At 56.2% G+C, this 17,128-nt stretch carries 11 protein-coding genes, 1 tRNA gene and 2 pseudogenes; 5 read left to right on the top strand and 9 right to left on the bottom strand.

Annotated features, from left to right (window positions below):
- The 3 genes and pseudogenes from ALO80_RS31230 to ALO80_RS02915 all read left to right on the top strand — a co-directional run.
- A partial coding sequence (locus ALO80_RS31230) for a hypothetical protein (protein ID WP_159420654.1) occupies positions 1-320 on the top strand: 320 nt, incomplete at its 5' end.
- Between the two features lie 475 nt (positions 321-795).
- Positions 796-1,496, top strand: a pseudogene (locus ALO80_RS02920) (hypothetical protein).
- A 187-nt stretch (positions 1,497-1,683) separates the two neighbouring features.
- The gene (locus tag ALO80_RS02915; protein WP_055007864.1) at positions 1,684-4,911 is read left to right on the top strand and encodes a hypothetical protein; all 3,228 of its coding nucleotides are present in this window, start codon (positions 1,684-1,686) and stop codon (positions 4,909-4,911) included.
- Positions 4,912-5,171: 260 nt separating this feature from the next.
- Here ALO80_RS02915 and ALO80_RS02910 read toward each other — a convergent pair whose 3' ends face one another.
- The 9 genes from ALO80_RS02910 to ALO80_RS02870 all read right to left on the bottom strand — a co-directional run bounded on the left by ALO80_RS02910 (position 5,172) and on the right by ALO80_RS02870 (position 13,856).
- Positions 5,172-6,125, bottom strand: a complete 954-nt coding sequence (locus tag ALO80_RS02910; protein WP_055007863.1) for a coiled-coil domain-containing protein — start codon at positions 6,123-6,125, stop codon at positions 5,172-5,174.
- Between the two features lie 93 nt (positions 6,126-6,218).
- Positions 6,219-9,119, bottom strand: a complete 2,901-nt coding sequence (locus ALO80_RS02905; RefSeq protein ID WP_055007862.1) for a DUF927 domain-containing protein — start codon at positions 9,117-9,119, stop codon at positions 6,219-6,221.
- On the bottom strand, positions 9,116-9,397 hold the full coding sequence (locus ALO80_RS02900; RefSeq protein ID WP_055007861.1) for a DUF3077 domain-containing protein: 282 nt from the start codon (positions 9,395-9,397) through the stop codon (positions 9,116-9,118). Before ALO80_RS02900 ends, ALO80_RS02905 begins: the two co-directional genes overlap by 4 nt.
- Positions 9,394-9,675, bottom strand: a complete 282-nt coding sequence (locus tag ALO80_RS02895; protein ID WP_055007860.1) for a hypothetical protein — start codon at positions 9,673-9,675, stop codon at positions 9,394-9,396. Before ALO80_RS02895 ends, ALO80_RS02900 begins: the two co-directional genes overlap by 4 nt.
- A 607-nt stretch (positions 9,676-10,282) precedes the next feature.
- Positions 10,283-10,891: a hypothetical protein gene (locus tag ALO80_RS02890; RefSeq protein WP_055007859.1), complete on the bottom strand. Its 609-nt coding sequence runs from the start codon at positions 10,889-10,891 to the stop codon at positions 10,283-10,285.
- Positions 10,888-11,169 carry a helix-turn-helix transcriptional regulator gene (locus ALO80_RS02885; protein WP_055007858.1) on the bottom strand — a complete coding sequence of 94 codons (282 nt, stop codon included), beginning with the start codon at positions 11,167-11,169 and terminating at the stop codon, positions 10,888-10,890. The genes ALO80_RS02890 and ALO80_RS02885 overlap by 4 nt, the downstream gene beginning before the upstream one ends.
- 90 nt (positions 11,170-11,259) lie before the next feature.
- Complete coding sequence (locus ALO80_RS02880) at positions 11,260-12,105, bottom strand: hypothetical protein (RefSeq protein WP_055007865.1); 846 nt, start codon at positions 12,103-12,105, stop codon at positions 11,260-11,262.
- A gap of 271 nt (positions 12,106-12,376) precedes the next feature.
- Positions 12,377-13,612: a tyrosine-type recombinase/integrase gene (locus tag ALO80_RS02875; protein ID WP_055007857.1), complete on the bottom strand. Its 1,236-nt coding sequence runs from the start codon at positions 13,610-13,612 to the stop codon at positions 12,377-12,379.
- 167 nt (positions 13,613-13,779) lie between these two features.
- Positions 13,780-13,856: transfer RNA gene (locus tag ALO80_RS02870), tRNA-Arg, on the bottom strand.
- Positions 13,857-14,012: 156 nt separating this feature from the next.
- On the opposite strand from ALO80_RS02870, the pseudogene ALO80_RS02865 reads away from it, so the two are divergent.
- Together ALO80_RS02865 and gabD are read left to right on the top strand one after the other, a co-directional pair.
- Positions 14,013-15,280: pseudogene (locus ALO80_RS02865) on the top strand (FAD-dependent monooxygenase).
- Between the two features lie 271 nt (positions 15,281-15,551).
- The gene (gabD, locus tag ALO80_RS02860) at positions 15,552-16,994 is read left to right on the top strand and encodes an NADP-dependent succinate-semialdehyde dehydrogenase (protein WP_054986897.1); all 1,443 of its coding nucleotides are present in this window, start codon (positions 15,552-15,554) and stop codon (positions 16,992-16,994) included.
- Positions 16,995-17,128 lie beyond the last annotated feature (134 nt).

The raw sequence follows: 17,128 nt of genomic DNA, 5'->3' as shown, positions 1-17,128 counted from the left end.
ATATAAAGCACTCGCTAATTGAAAATGGGTTCAGCATTGCCCTGCATGGGCATAGGCACTTCGCCCACGAAGAACTGATTGATCAAAATGGTGATGGCGGTAATAAATTGCTCATAGTCGGTTGTGGAAGCACAGGTGTGGTAAACAGCGAGCGAGCCTCACAGCCTCTTCAATACAATCGCTTAAGTATCAGGCAGCAGCCTGACAATAACCTGACGGTAGTAACTGTAGCAAAGTATTTTTTTGATCCAGAAAGACGCCGCTGGCTTCAATCCGAAGATCACAAGCCCAAAACTTTCTCAATACCTACTAGCGAGTAACTAAGGACGGCATGCAACTGAATCGTTAGGGAAAATTATTGCCCATTTCAACAAATTAACTAACCGGGTGAAGGCATGATATTGATGCTGGCGAGGAGTCCTAGGGCTTACTCTGCCAGCAGCAAGTGACTGCCTTTGGCCGATTGCAGCCCTTCATGAAATGCAGCGATCGGCCAAAAGCGGACAATTAAACAGGGTTAGCAGCCCTTCCTTGAAGCTTGAAGGCGTTTACAAAAGCAGGGTGATCCAAGCTTAACGTTTTGCAGCATGTGATCGGTCTACTTCCAGAGACCGGTACTGCAGGCATTGTGCCTATCTGAGCATTTGTGACAGTATCGCCCGATTGACATCAAGAGCTTCCTGGGATCGTCATGGGACAATCAATCTCTCATAGGTGCGGGCGAAGACTTGCCGGTTGCCAGGGGCTGAGACAAGGCTATAGCCAAGCTACCATCACACAAGGATAGTCGTGGTTATGTCGTACATTAACTTGCCCAGTGATCAGCAAGCCGCAATCAGCGCCGTCGACGAGACGGTGCTTCGGGCAGCAGTACGCGAGTGCTTAGATGAAGAGCGCGTCATGGCCTTGGTCTCAGTGACTGTGGGCCCTACGTGGCTACCAAGCTCCATAGGTTCCAACAAGCGATCGCTGAGTACATCAAGGCCAAGGCCCATGCTAAGCGCGAACGCACTCGGCAGGATGCGCTGCATGCCGGCAGTGACCTCATTCACGCCGTGCAGCACATGAAAGGGCGGCTCGAAACTGAACTCCAAGAGGGGGAACTGTTCTTCATTGACGATCAAATCAGGCCGCCTTTCCATCTCAGCAAACGGCTATCAGTGCGAGTGCCGTTCCGTTGGCGAGCGTCGCCGTCTGCGGACTGGAAGCACGGGCAACTGACTTTCGTCTACGAATTCTCCCCCCAGCCCAGCTACAACCAGACGCCCAAGCGTAAACCCAGCGCCGCTCAGGTCGCGAGGGATCTCGAAGATCGTCTGTTCGGAGAGTGGGAACGCTTGAAAGATCAAGCGCTCTTCTCTATGAGCGAGTTCTTCCGCGATGGCGGCGACGGTGATGCTGTGCCTGAGGTGTTTACGGTGAGGCCTAGTCCCTACGGTGGGGGCTTGAATAACTTCAGCTGCAATTTTTGGCAGCCGGAGAGGCCATCGCCATAAATTCGAGCAAGCATCAGCCTCGGTAACTAGGGCTGGTGCAAACGACCGTCTGCTCATCCAGTATGCACGGATGTTACTAGGCATCGTGTACAGCCCACCATCACGATGACGCCGAGCCCTGCGTTGACCCAGGACCAGAGAGTTGATCATAGCCGGGCAGTGCCAGTGGTTATTTCAGGAGTGGATGATGGATAAGGAACAATCAGCTACCAAGATAACTGACCCCAAGCCGCAAGACTTTCTGCGAGCGAGACGTCCAGAGCAGTTCTCGGACTCTGTAAAGCTACAGGAGTCGACTATCGATCGCTCCATGCTGGAGTACCACTTCGAGACCCTGAACAATCGAAGCCAAGAGCTTGAGTTTGAGATATTCGTACGGAAGCTTTGTGAGCGAGAAATCTGCCCTAACCTGGTTGCCCAGACCGGCCCGACTGCGGGTGGGGACGGTAAAACCGATACCGAGACGTATCCTGTAGCCAACCAAATCGCCTTTTTCTGGGGATTAAATGAGACCCCGGAGTCCGAGCGATGGGCATTCGGTGTCAGCACCCAGAAAGATTGGAGAGCAAAATGCAGAAAGGACGTCGAGAGCATCATGTCGACAGAGCGTGGCTACGTTCAAATCTTCTGTGTCACCAGCCGTTTCATCAAGAACAGCTCCAGAGCAGAGCTTCAAGACGAACTTTCCGAAAAGTATGGCGTCAAGGTCACAATCCTCGATCGTACTTGGCTGCTTGATAAAACACTGCAGCCCAAAAATCAGCAACTTGCCATCGATCACCTGGGTCTTACAGGTAGCATTGAGAGCAAAATTCAGATCGGCCCATTCGACGCTGACAAGCAAATTCAGCTCACAGAGGTCGAACGTCAGATCGAACAGATTGAAGATCCGGGCCGTCTGACGCTCTCCCAGGTCGACCTCTACACCAAGCAAGCCATCATTTACAAAGAGCTGGAACATGATGCCATTGCTGTGGAGCACCAGTTCAATATTGCTGTCCGGACAGCGAAAAAGTTTGGTACCCAGCGACAGCATTTCGACGCCCTTTACCAGCTGACATGGGCCGCGTACTGGTGGCTGGAAAATGCCGAGCTCTTTGAGGAAACCTTTGAGAAAGCGCTCGGCGTGGCCCGAGAGACCGACAACGTTGAGGTTTGGGAAAAAGTCGTAACGTTGTTCAATCTAGTGGTCACCACTAATCGAAACGGTAAGTGCACCCTTGATGTGGACTCAATTGAGGCCACCATTCGAGAGAAGCTGAACTCGATAGCTGACAACGCGGAAATGATAAGCGGCGCATTACAAGCCAAGACCTCTCTGGCGCTTCTAGATCTGCTGGTTGCCGAAGATGAGGAACAAGCCAATAACACATTCCGGTCTTTGAGCGAAATCGCCGATAGTGCTCACAAGCTGATTGGCTACCCTATGGCTCGTCTTGTCAATTTGCTCGAAGCACTCGACGTAGCCTTTGGAGATATCAAGGCCTATGAAGACCTCATGGATAAGCTCATTGATGATGCCGGTGAACGGGAAAATAGCCGGATTAAGGCAGATAAGTACCTGAGGCGAGGGGCGCTGAGTAGCGATAAAAAGGACTACTACAGGGCGATCAAGTGCTTCGGGTTATCCCTGTATGGGCTGTATAGCAGTGAAAGCAAGGCGGAAGTCTTAGCTGCCCTTTATATGTTGTCCCATGCATACGATAAGCAGGGCCTGTTGTGGGCTGCGCGAGGAGCAGCGCTTATGGCAGCTTATGTGGTCACCTCTGATGCACTCAAGGAACAGCGAAACAGTGCTAAGCAAGCTGCTATTTACCAACGACTCATGTGGATCGAAGGTCAACTAGGTCGTGTGAGTCAGTCTTTGACTTGGTACCACTTAGCTCAACTGGTCTCTCAAACGGTGGATGAAAAGCTGTGGACAGAAGATCAGAAAATGAATTATGAGGTCCTGATTGGTCAGCTATTTCTCAATGCCGATTTTTCAGACGTTGAAAGAATAGCCTGGCTGCCGGACAAGCTGAATCAGCTGGATCTAGGGCTCAGTGCAGATGCGCTATTGTTATGCTTAGGCCATGAAGATAAAGCGGGGCCTGAGGGTGAGCCAATTGACCTTCACCTTATGAACATGTGGCGCAGTATCGATATGGGCGCTCCGGTGGCCCCGCTCGACCTCTATCTGGATCGCTGGACAACCATAAGCTCCTATATCCTGGGTTGTAAGGTGTCTGTGTCCTTCCCGGTAAAATCTCCATGCATTGAGTTAGCGCAGCAATTGCTGGCTGTGCTGGAGAGCTTCTGCGCACCTATGATGGCAGATCATGCAACGGCTACAGTGCCCGCCGTGAATATTGATATCTCATTGGAAGATGAGGATGACTTCATACTGCAGCACAGCTTCGACACCGCTGCGCAGGTAACCTCTGCTGAGATCCTCTGTTCGCCGTTCAGCATTACCAGTTTGACCGATGAACAACGAGATACGATCAGGCAATTTTACAGTGAATTTTGCCTTCACTTTGTGTCCATTATTTGCCCTCAGATAAGCTGGTCGAAAATCGAAGAGATGCTTCGAGACGATAAGGCTCTAGAGCGAGCAGTTGTCTTCAATTGTAATATTGGATTGGATAGCTATTTCATGGGGCGTAATGCTGTCCCAGGCATCGACTCTCATAAGGATGCTGCCTTTGAATTTTACAAGCCAACTCGGCGCGTAACCTGGATTGATCACCACAATGTAGAACCTATCGACTGGCCCTCTAAGTCTAATGTTTCTGAGGAGCGCCCAAAACATCCGTTTCAGTTTTCAACAATGAAGCATAGAGAGCTTCAAGTAGTTTCTCTCATTCAGGAAAGCCTGTGGAACCAAGCTGGTTGGAGTGGGTTAGGCTTTCAAACATGCGAAAGCGAAATTCCAGTGATGATATTCGTGTTCGAGAATGCCACTATTGGGTATAAGATATTTGAGAACATCGCAAAAACTATCGGAGACAAAGATTCCAATAATGCATTGCGCATCGCATTGATACGGGGCATCAGCAGGCAGAACCCTGCGCATTATCGCGTGGCTGTTACAAGTAATCTTGAACGATCTGGTGATGGGGCTTCAAAAGTCCAAACGGCACTGTCTAGGCTACATACCATGACGCCGAGTTCTTCTGAAAATATTGACAGATTTTTGAAGGATTACGAAGTGCATAAGAAGTGTCATGTTGCTACGGTGAATGCCAAGGGGAAGCTCGCTAGCCATTTGATAACTTCTGGGGTTGTTGTCATGCATGCCTGGGAGATCGACGAAAACGACCAGGAGATTTCGGCTATTCAGCCTGACGACGATGTCCTTATTCCGGTAAGCATGGAAAACCCTCCAATCAGCCGTGCGCTGGCGAAGATTCGATCATTTGAAGGCAGATGAGGGGTTGTCATCTGCCCCATGCGTCCCATCAACGGCCCCGGGGAGCCTTGTGCCTTTTTGAAGAACGACGCATTCAGATGAAGCCAGATTGGTCCGAGCATCCGCTTATGGCCGAGAGCAGGCTGTGACTAGATAGGTAGAGAGCCGCGCATCCTATGGATGCATTATCTTGATGCGATGAGCTAGAAATACTGTGTATTTCCAATAAAGCGTCTACACCAAAAAGGGCCCATCTGAGCCCTTTTTCAGGTGAAGCGGCTTTATTTCTTCAGCCATCCCTCCACGACATCAGCGCCGTGTTGTTCACTGATTTCATTTGTTCGTTCCTCCAGTTGGCTCACGAGTGCAGCCTGTTGAGGTGTCGAAATATCGTTGAGCTGGAGCAGGTCCTGCGCGCTGTATCTGCGCGCCCGGTCGGATAGTTCATGCCACGTCCAGTTCCCGACCTTTTCACCTTCCTGCGGAACCGCCAGTTTCAACAGGCTCACTTGATCAAGGCCGAGCAGGTTGTAATTTGCCCACAGCCTTCCGCCCACATCGAAGAGCGCCTTAGCAGCCTCGTTCCATTTCTCTTCCAGCACTGTTTGAGAAAGCCACAGGGCGTCGCGCTCTATGCCTCTTTGCTTTTCCTGTGCTTCGACGATGTATTGATCTACGGTGGCCAGCTCCTGCTTGAGCGCGGATATGATCAGCCCCTGCCGACGATCATGCTCGGCGGCGGTTGCCAGGTTTTTTGCAGCTTTTTGTGCATCGGCATTGGCGGTCTTTTCACCTTCGGTGTCGCCCCATGCGACAGCCTGTGCATATGAGGTAGCCGCATCCGTTTCCGCCTGCCGGGCTTTGGCCATGTCCTCTACCGCCTGTTGTTGGATCTGTTCCAGACGGATGCTGAGGCTCTGACGTTTTTCATTCAGCTCCTGCTCATCGGCTTTCCAGGTGTTCATGGCCTCGATGTAACCCGCCATCAGGGACTGGCTGTTGATGAGGGTCTCGCGGCGATTGATCTTCCGATCCAACAGGTCAGCTTCATGTTTGCGCGCATCGAAACGCGTTTTCAGCTCGTTGTACTTATCGCGCAGTTCGCGTTCCTGGGCAGGCCCAATGGACTGCTCATTTTCCAGCGCGGCTTCAAACGGCAGCAGCTGGGTATGCAGCTGATCAGCCTCTTTCAGCAGTTGATCGCGGCGGTCTTTCAGTTCTTGGATCTCGTTCATGTGTCTGGTCTCTGTTCAATTCGATGGGGAGTTGGTTGAGTGGCTGGCGAGGCCGGGAATCAGCCGGCGCTACCTCGATCAGCAGGGATGAACTCAGGCAGCCCGAGCCTCGCTTTCAGCCAATCCCGGAATCGTCTTCACGATGTAGCAGCGTTGAGTGCCCAGGCCGGGCAAGCGCACCAGACTCGATGCCTTGCCGTCGTTCCCCGGCTCAATGACTCCGCGCTGCAGCAGCTCCTTGTTTACCGCATTGATGTTCATGCCCCGGAAGATCTCCGAGCGCCATGACTCGGGCAGCACGTAGTAGGTGTTGGTGGTGTGCAGGGAGTCGCCCAGACCGTGTTCCATCGTCTTGCGAAAGCCAAGCCTGTCGATGGTGCGCGGGCCGTGTTCGTCGATCTTTGCCGCTGCCGATTCCCAGCGGGTAAATCGGCTCTCACCGAAGCGCTCGATGACCTGGCGCAGTCGCGACACGATTGCGTCACCCTCGAAGTTACCGACGCCGCCACGCTCGTTCATCCATGCGTTAAGGCACACCCGAGCTGCGGTGGTAGCGGTGCCATCGGGCCAGCCTGTAATCCCCATTGCTGTGGCCAGCTCACCCGCTGCGGCGGCGAGGCCAAAGCGAGCGGCGGCACGGTGAGCTTGTCCGCTGGCCGATGCGGGTAACGATTTGGCGATAAAGCCTTCCAGCGTGCGGCGCAGGATGGCGGACCAAGCGTGGCGTTTATCGGGCTCGCACAGCGCTGTGAGAAAGGCGGTAAGTGGAGTGCCGTAGTATTTCGCGACTCGTGCTTTGAGCGCGTCGGACAGCGCCGCTGCATCATCGAAACCGTTGAGGGTGTCGAACATGCCCAAGCCTTTGCTGGCATCGGCTGGAACGGCGAGCATGCGTACTTCCATGCCCGCTTTCAGCTCCTTGTTCGCTTCGGCCATGTGCTGGGCCAGCGTCTTCTCGCCCGTGGAAAGGAACAGCAAACGCCACTCTTGTACCTGCCGACCTGCCTGGCCTCGATCATTAGCCCGTGCCTTGCCGGTGCCGTTGCCGAGCATGTACACCGTCTCGCCGATGATGCGCGGATCGCACATGCCGATCTCATCCAGTACCAGAAGCCCGTCCGAATGCGCAGCGGCGATGGATTCGAGTGCGTTGTCCGTGGAGCGCCACGAACGTACCAGGCGAGGTCCGCCGTAGATCGAGGCGGCGACCTGCAGGTGCGTGGTCTTGCCGCCCGAGCTGTCACCGTACAAGTGAAAGCCGCCCGACTCATGACCCAGCATGTGCAACAGTGGGCCAGCGAGGGCCACGCCGACCACAAACGCCAGACGGTGGTTGCCCACGCACAATGCGCCAATCTGTTCTTGCCATTGCTCAAGCGTGCCCGCTTCGCTGATCGGCGGTAGCTGAGATCCGGCCTCGTAGAAGTGCAGATGTTCGCTATGCGCGCCGACCTGTTGTTCCGGCAGGAGAAAGGCGCTGTCGTGCCAGCCCAATCGAGTGACCAATCGAGCCCGCTGCGCGCTGTCGAAACCGCCGAGGTAACTCTGCAGGTCGTTGCGCGCATTGCGGCCTGATCGACTGCCAGCCAAACGCAGGCCCATGTCCACCAACGGGCCGAGTACGTCCTTGCCAAAATCGCCGGTCATGGTGCGCGCCGGAATGTTCCAGCGCTTCTTGGCCCCGTCGGGGTCGTCGAACTCCACGAGCAGGCCCCAGTTGTGGCCTTTGTCGTCTCGGGTCCGGGCGAGGATTTCAAGAGGCGAACACACCGGGCGCGCTTCGCCGTCGTCGCCTGCGTAAAACACACCTTCGGCCGTCAGGCGAAAGCCGCCAGGCATCAGGTCGTTTTTCGGTTTCGCAGGGCGCTTGGCCGTTGGCTTCGTCTTCGCTTTCGGAGTGGGTTCGGGCTCCTCCGGTGCGGAAGGTTCTTCTACCGAAACAAACAGCTCGCCACTGCGCTCCAGCTCCGCGAAATGGGCAGATGTCCAGCCTTTGGCAGCAGCGTCGGCGGCATCATCGCCGTTGTCCCACTGGCCGCCTTTGGCGAAAGCGGCGCGCTCGTTTTTCATCGTGGGTTTGCGCTTAAACACTTCCAACGCGATGAGCCTCACCGAGCCTGCGCCGATCTCGCGCAGCTTGTGGGCGACCGCGTCCATGCAGCCTGCGCCGCTGTCGTCGTTGTCTGGCCACAACAGCACGTCGCGGCCTTTGAGCGGTGTCAGGTCAGCTTTATGCCAAGAGTTCGAACCGTTCGGCCAGCAGGTGGCCACGTAGCTCGGCATCAAATCAGCCGCTGCGTCAGCGGCCTTTTCGCCCTCGCACAAGACCACCGGCGCATCGGCACGGAGCGCCAATTCATCCAGGCGCAGAAGCGGTCGAGGCTCGGGCAGCCCTTGCCACCGCCATTGGGTCGTTTCGCCGTCGCGGCGTTTGCACCAGGTCAACGGCGCAAAGACTTTCTTCGGTTTACCGTCTTCATCAGGGTCCAGGTCGAACCGGTACAACGCCATGAGCGGTTGACCCTGATCATCGCGATAGACCCAAACTTTGGACGGTGTACCGTGCTGCCGGTGTTTAACCGGGCACTTGTTCATCGCCTCGGTTGGGATCGGCTGAATGGCGATCCACTCAGGGGCTTTGCTTTTGGCCGGTGCGGAGTTGGCGGGCGGCGAATCAGCAGTTACGCCAAGCAGATCCGCCAGTTTGTTGCAGGCCTCGACGTCAGTGCCGCCGTCGATATAGCGGACCAGGTCAATCAAATCGCCGCCCTTGTCGCCGGTTGCGAAGTCAGACCAGGTGCCTTTGCTGGTACTGATTTTCAGAGACCCCGCACGCTTGTCCGTTCGGGTGGGGTTGGGTGCGGTGTACTCTTTGCCGCCGTCCACTCGCTTCCCGTTCGGAAGCCAGTGTGCAAGGACCTTGTCGATGTTGCGTAGCGCAGCAGATTTCACTTGTGCGAACGAAGGACGTTTTTTCGTACCGGAGGCGCTCATGGGCGATCCTCCGTTGGAAACTGCAGGCTGGTGGTCACGTCATCGATGATGGCCTTGACCATATCGCCCAAGTAATGGGCAGCCCATGCCGCGCTGCTGTCATCGTTCATGCCCGCTTGAAGCGTCAGTTTGTTGATGCAGTCCGTCAGCACGGAGGCGTGTTCTAAGGCCTCTTCGCAGGAAACACCCGCATTGACGCTAAACAGTGGTTGGTTTCGGGCATTGTATTTGGCAAAGGCGGTGTGCCCGGTGGTGTTGCCTTGGAAGGGCGCGCTCACAGGCCACCTCCTTGCGCAGGACCGCGTTCCAGATCGTCTGCGTGAAGCGCCAGAGTTCGTATCAAACCCAACGTACCGCGCACGTCCCAAAGGGCGGCGGCGATGATGTGATTTGCAAGGCTGGGACCGTTATTTTCAAACTGATCCTCAAGCAGCAACAGCACTGAGCTGGCCCGGTCGACGGCGCAGGTGATGGCGTCGATGGGAATACCGGCATCGGCTGTTGGGTTAACGCAGAGTAGGTCTTCGGGCAGGGAAAAGCTGAGGGCGTTGCTCATTGGGCACCCCCTGCGGTTTCGAGGGCGCGAGCCTTGGTCATGTGAGCGTTGTAGCGGGCAAGGCGTGTAGCGAGGCTGGAATTGGCATGTAAAGCGGCGAGAGCCATAGCGCGATGGGCAGCGGCGCGATTTCTGGAGGGAATGAGGGCGTGCATGTGCGTAACTCCAAGTTTGGTTTGGAGCTGCCACCAAAACGTCGCCAAACGAATTAGGGTGGCAGCTGTGCGCAGGTTGGCGAACCGGGAACTTGGAACCCGGCATACCCGAAGGTATCCCACACACAGCCGCCATAACGTAGCGCAGCGGGCACAAAAAAAGCGCCTGCTGTCTTATGGGGCGCTTGTGCGCCAAGTTTCTCAGGTCGCCAAACCTGATCGCTGAATTTGCAGCGACTGCCAGAGAATAGCGCCCGGTTTTGGGATGTGCAACTGTTTGAGCGACTTGCACTCGCGCTCGATGCGAAATACATTTGACGTGCATGTAGATTTACCTCAACGCCTCCGGTTGCCCCCGGAGGCGTTTTCGTTTGTGCGTGCGCCGAACCTGTAACGTGATAGCCCGGCGTTCTGGTGCCAGATCAGGGCCAGCAGATTGGGGCGGGGAGGGCTCAAGCCGCCTTCACTTCGGTGTCAAATAGCGGAGCGGGGACTTCGCCTTTCAGCCAGGCGAGAATTTTTCGATCTTCGTTACATCGGCGGCGGTGCATGACCGTCAGGTGGTCACGACGCTCGGCAATGCTCTGCTCGATGTAAGTCGCCCGGTCTTCTTGCAGACGCATTTCGCTGTGTAGCTTTTCGCTGTTGGCCTGTTCTGTGGCGAGATCGGTGGCCACGTAGTCCTGCCAAAACTTCGACTCATTGGCGAAGCCGCCAGACTGGTCGACCAGCCAGTAAGTCACCCAGTCATTGAGGCCGACCGTTCGCAATGCCTTACGGCGACCTTCCTTCATCGCGAAATGGCCAGTCCCATGCACGCTGGCGAACTCGCGGCGGATCGCATGCTTGCGAATCCACTCAGGGACATTCCAAGGGTTGGGTCTGAGAGGAAGAGCCAGGCCGTCTGCATTGAAAAAGATTGCTTCTTGGTCCATGCCATTCCAACTGACGCCCGCAATGGTGCGACTTTTCCAGTTGAGCTCGTCCGGCCTGTAGAGCTGGAACCCGATGCTGTAGGAGTCGATGAAAGGCCCGTCACCTTTTGACATGCGGTTGTTCATGCTGCCACCTGATCGCGAGCAGCGATGCGGCTGCGTGCCCAGGCTTGGACTTCGGAAAGCACCCAAGCGACGGGCGCGCCCCTTGCTGTGCTGTCGCTGAGCTTGACGGGCTGCGGAAAGCAGGAGCCGGGCTGCTGCATGAGCTTGTAAATGGTTGAACGCTTCATGCCCACGATTCCCTCAACTTCGCGCATGCGAATCAAGGTTGAGGCAGCGTCGAACAGCAGCGGAGCGTTGGCAGGTGTTTCGCGAGAGAACTCGGTTACAGAGGTACTCATAGGGACAGCTCTCGATAGGTTTGGACTGACGAGAGCAATGATCTAGGCGAGGGATTTTAGCGGGCAGTTCACTTCCATTTGAAATTCTGGCTACAGCAGGTTGTGTTGCTTGAGAATCTCTTCAATCCTTTTACGTGTCAGCGGTTTCGACATTTCGAGAGTGGCCCAATCAGGACGCTCGCTTTCCGGCTTGGTAACTTCTCTCTCAAACCAACGGTGCACGGTGGTCGTGACATAGCGACGTGACATGCCATTTTTCAGCAATACAAGCGCGTAGTTCACGATAGCTTTATCACGCTGACTCATTTCGATTTTCCGATCTTTACCGCTGAGTACTCCCCCTTTTCTCCGAGTCGCCGCCTTGATGGCCTCAGCTACTGCGAGAGTTAGCTCGTCGTTGCGTAAGCTCGCCAGGTGGGTGATCGGCTCAAGGAATAGCGTATACAGATCAAGGGCGTTGATCCGGTCGTCTGGGCTCGCTTGCGATGACACGTACTCGCAGTAGAAATCCCAAGGCCAGTCCGGCACCTTGCATGCCGGAGGGAAGGCATCTTGCTCGGCTGAGCGCATCCATTCACTTAGAGCCTCAAGTGCCTTCGCAGCGCAGGCCATTACATAGGCTGCGTGAGCTTGGTTATCTGTGGCGGAATCGCACCCAGTGAAATGACGAACCCAGTGGGCTACACGGGAGGACGCATCAGTCGACGCGTACTGGAAAATTTGTTCTTCATGCTTGGTTGTGCGGATACACAAGGTGTCCAGGTCGCTATCGAAATCATCTGTTTGGATTCTTAAGCAGCATTTATCAATCAAGTTGCAGGCGTCGATAATCTGCTCATCGCAGAGGCTGTAAAGTGGCTGAGCAGATAGATACCTGATCAGACTCGCCGTTGGTTTTGGCAGGGCATCTAGTTTTTGAACATGGTCTAACACCATGAGACCTGAACCTACGTCCATATCCCACGCCCTTTATTTGCGCAGTTAAGCCAGCGCGCAGCACGCTCTGTGCGACTCAGGAAGCGGCAGGCCACCAGCGGCAACGGGGTCCCGGTCGTGTTACACGATTCAGCTACGTTACACACCGGGCGTAACTCTGATGCGATACGTGTAACTCGAAATAAATTCAATAAATTCAGATGGTTATGGTCTTTCGTTACACCTGAAACACGAGTTACACCGGTTTTGAGAGGGGGGCGGGTGTGGCCAATCATACTGCCTTCCCGAATTGTCCCTGAACAACATTACCCGCCATGAGCTCATCGAGATGATCGGCATACCACTGCATCATGACTTTGCGTTGAGGTAGATAAACTGCCTTGTTATATACCCCTGCAATTCCTTCCTTCACGTGGGAAAGTTGCGCCTCAATATGATTTTCATCGAAGCCTTGCTCATTAAGGATCGTGCTTGCGATATGACGAAAGCCATGGCCTGTTTGACGTCCGGCATAACCGAGTCTGCGTAACGCCATGAGAAAGACGGTGTTGCTGCGGGGGATGGTTCGATCTTTCCGGCCAGGAAACAGCAGCGGGTATGCTCCCGTAAGCGAGCGCAGTTCAGTGATTGCTTCGACGGCTTGACGGGATAGCGGGATCACGTGTTCACGCCGACGCTTCATGCGCTCGGCTGGGATCGTCCACAGCTTTTTATTGAGGTCAATCTCTGACCAGCGTGCTTCTCGAACTTCACTCGGACGTGCAGCCAACAGCGCAAGCAAGCGGAGCCCCAAACGAACGTCCTTCGCGTGAGGGTAAGAGTTGATCGCACGAAGTAGGGCAGGCAGTTCCTCTACTGATACGTGTGCATAATTTTCAGCGCTACGCGTTTGAAGGAATTTGTTGAGGCCTTCGAGAGGGTTATGGATGGCGCGTCCAGTGACGCGTGCCAGGTCATAGATTTCTTTGCACGTGGCGCGGACTCTGCCCATTTGGTCAATGATCCCTTTCTGCTCCATGCTGCGCAGGAACTCCATCCACTCAAGAGGCAGGATCTCGGTATAAACCCGCTTCCCAAATACTGGAAAAGCGTGCAGCTCCAAAGCTCCAATGATTCGCCGGGCGGTCCCAGCTTCCCAGCCCGGCCGTCTTGAATCAAACCACTCCCGTGCAAGCGCTTCGAACGTGTTATTGGCTGCCTCCAGGTCAGCAGCTCTCCTAGCCTGTTTGCTGACTAACGGATTTTTCCCGTTGGATGAGTCTTCACGCAGTTGTGCAGCCTTCTGCCTGGCTAGGGAACCGCTGACTTCGGGATAGCCGCCTAACCCTAGCCAAGACCATTTTCCGTCTGGCTTTTTGTAACGTAATTCCCAAGACTTCTGGCCATTTGCTTTGACCCGAAAATACAAGCCGTTGCCATCTTGCTCCCGATAAGTCGCGTCCTCTGGTTCCAGTCCGGAGAGCGTGGTGTCGGCTAGCGGGCGGCGCTTGATGTCAGTACGTTTCACGGCTTGTATGCCTCCTGTTCAAGGAATTGCAAAGCATACACGTGGGCATACACGGCGTGAAGGTATAGGGGTGGACTGCTATGAATAGCCAGAGACAACAAAGCCCGCACGTGGCGGGCTTCTTGGGGGATTTCGTAGACCGTCTGAGACAGGTCTAGATTGCTATATGGTGCACCAGGCGGGATTCGAACCCACGACCCCTGCCTTCGGAGGGCAGTACTCTATCCAGCTGAGCTACTGGTGCGACGCGGGCGCCATGATACTCACATGGGTACGGGGCGTCCAGTTGCGGGCGGTATGCGACACAAATCACCCAGCGCGCCCTGCGACAGCCTTTCATCAGCCCACACCCACTGGCGTCCACAAACGCACAGGCCTGCGCTTCCGGCTTGGCTGTCTGGTGGTGCATGATGCACCCACTACCACCCAGCCAGATCGTTCTCCCGAGGGCCTCTTATCAATCAGTTCAAAAGCATCGAGCGCAGCCCGTGCCGCGTTCTTATCACCGGGGCCAGCATCGCGGGTTGTGCCGCGGCCTGGTGGCTGACGCAGCGCGATTGCGATGTCACGGTTGTCGAGCAGGCGTCTGCCTTTCGCGATGGTGGGCAGAATGTGGATGTGCGGGGCGCGGCTCGGGAGGTTCTGCGGCTGATGGGGCTTGAGCAGGCGGTGAAGGACCTCAACACCGGCGAGACCGGGCTGGCGTGGGTCGATGAGGACAACCGCACGGCGGCACGTATTGATTTGGCCGGGCTGGACGGAGACGGCCCGACGGCTGAGCTTGAGGTGTTGCGCGGTGATCTCGCCCGTCTGCTGTATGAGGCGTCGTCTGCCGACGCGTTCTATCGCTTTGGTGATCGTATCGTCTCGGTCGAGCATGATGATGAGGGCGTATCTGTCACGTTCAAGAGCGGTGGCCAGGAGCGTTTTGATCTGCTGATCATTGCCGAAGGTGTCGGCTCGCGTACTCGGGAGCTGGTGTTCCCCGGCGAGAATCAGCCGCGCAGGATGGACCTGGCCAGCGCTTTCTTTACCCTGCCTCGTGCACCAACCGATAGCCAGACCGCGCGTTGGTATAACGCGGTGGGTGGTCGAAGCGCGGGGGTTCGCCCTGACAATCGCGGTACGACGCGTGCGTTCTTTAATGTGCATGGCCGAAGCCATCTGACGGTCGGCAACAGTGTTGCCGAGCAGAAGGCGTTTCTTCGCGCGGCGTTTGCAGGCGCGGGCTGGGAGGTGCCTCGTCTGCTGGACGGGATGGAGGCTGCGGAGGATTTCTGGTTCGATGATCTGCGTCAGGTGAAGATCGATCGCTGGTCGAATGGCCCGGTGGTCTTGCTGGGCGATGCCGCGTGGTGTGTCACGCCGCTGGGTGGGGTCGGTGCTTCGCTGGCGTTGATCGGCGCGTATGTGCTGGCGGGCGAACTTACCAGGACCGACACCATTGCAGAGGCGCTTGCCTCGTACGAATATGTCCTGCGTCCTGTGGTGAAAAAGTCGCAGAGCGTGCCGAAACTTGTTCCGCGCCTGGTCCATCCTCGCAGTCAGACCGGGGTGAAGATCCTGCGCGCCGTGCAGCGGCTGGTGGCAACGCCCTTTATCAGCAAGCGTGCTGCAAGGTCGCTGACCCCGGCGGTGCAGTCTTTTACGCTTCCGGATTATCGATAGCGGTGCAGTCCCCTCCGGGACTGACACTGATCAGAAAACCACACACCTCCCCGCGCCCGTTCTTTTTTTCGAACGGGCTATTGTCCTTTGCCCCCGCAATGCCTAGGATTCGTTTGAGATTTCAAACGCTCTTGTTCGGTCTTCCTGCTTTCATGCGTCGCGCAGCGCTGGAACCCGATGGAATGTTTTCCTGACGATGGCTTCCAAATGGGGTGCATCGATATTCAATTGTTCGCTCCGCCTACCGGGCGGTGCTGTTTAGGAGGCCGACATGCAGCTCAAAGATTCCACACTGTTCCGCCAGCAAGCCTACATCAACGGCCAGTGGCTGGACGCGGACGGTGGTCAGTCGATCAAGGTCAACAACCCTGCCAACAACGAAATCCTCGGCACTGTGCCAAAAATGGGCGCAGCCGAGACGCGTCGGGCGATTGAGGCGGCTGACAAGGCGCTGCCGGCCTGGCGTGCGCTGACCGCCAAGGAGCGCGGCAACAAGCTGCGCCGCTGGTTCGAGCTGATGATCGAGAACCAGGACGACCTGGGCCTGCTGATGACGCTGGAGCAGGGCAAGCCGCTGGCCGAAGCCAAGGGCGAGATCACCTATGCCGCGTCGTTTATCGAGTGGTTCGCCGAGGAAGCCAAGCGCGTCTATGGCGATGTAATTCCCGGTCACCAGCCGGACAAGCGCCTGATCGTGCTCAAGCAACCGATTGGTGTGACGGCGGCGATCACCCCGTGGAACTTCCCGGCAGCGATGATCACCCGTAAGGCCGGTCCTGCGCTGGCAGCGGGTTGCACCATGGTGCTCAAGCCCGCTTCGCAAACGCCGTTCTCGGCACTGGCACTGGCTGAGCTGGCCGAGCGTGCGGGTATTCCGGCTGGCGTGTTCAGCGTGGTGACCGGCAGCGCTGGCGATATCGGCGGCGAGCTGACCGGTAACCCGATCGTGCGCAAACTGTCCTTCACCGGCTCGACCGACATTGGTCGCCAGTTGATGGCCGAGTGCGCCAAGGACATCAAGAAGGTGTCCCTGGAGCTGGGTGGCAACGCGCCCTTCATCGTGTTCGACGATGCCGACCTCGACAAGGCGGTCGAAGGCGCGATGATTTCCAAGTACCGCAACAATGGCCAGACCTGCGTCTGCGCCAACCGCATCTATGTGCAAGACGCGGTATATGACGCGTTCGCCGAGAAGCTCAAGGTTGCGGTCGGCAAGCTGAAGATCGGTAACGGCCTGGAAGACGGCGTCACCACTGGCCCGTTGATCGACGACAAGGCCGTAGCCAAGGTCAAGGAACACATCGCCGACGCCGTCAGCAAGGGCGCAACCGTGCTGACCGGTGGCAACAGCCTGGAAGGCTCGTTCTTCGAACCGACCATTCTGGTCAATGTGTCCAAAGATGCTGCCGTGGCCAGGGAAGAAACCTTTGGTCCGCTGGCACCGTTGTTCCGCTTCAAGGACGAGGCTGAAGTAATTGCGATGGCCAACGATACCGAGTTCGGGCTGGCGTCGTACTTCTATGCGCAGAACATGAGCCGCGTATTCCGTGTCGCTGAAGCGCTGGAATATGGCATGGTCGGTATCAACACCGGCCTGATCTCCAACGAACTGGCACCGTTCGGCGGTATCAAGTCGTCCGGGCTGGGCCGTGAAGGCTCCAAGTACGGCATCGAAGATTATCTGGAAATCAAATACCTCTGCCTGTCGGTCTGAGATCCACGCCGAGGTATTACAGCCGATGGCGCGCGAGAGCGACGTGTCATCGGCTTTTGTTGCACCGTAGTTTCCCGGTGGCCTGAGGGCTGCAGCAGTCGATCATCGTATGCTGCCGCAGTTGATCCGGTCCG

The sequence above is a fragment of the Pseudomonas caricapapayae genome (genome assembly GCF_001400735.1).
In the GTDB taxonomy this organism is placed as follows: domain Bacteria; phylum Pseudomonadota; class Gammaproteobacteria; order Pseudomonadales; family Pseudomonadaceae; genus Aquipseudomonas; species Aquipseudomonas caricapapayae.
Note: the sequence above shows the minus strand (reverse complement) of the source record. Positions and strands in the feature narration are given on the sequence as shown.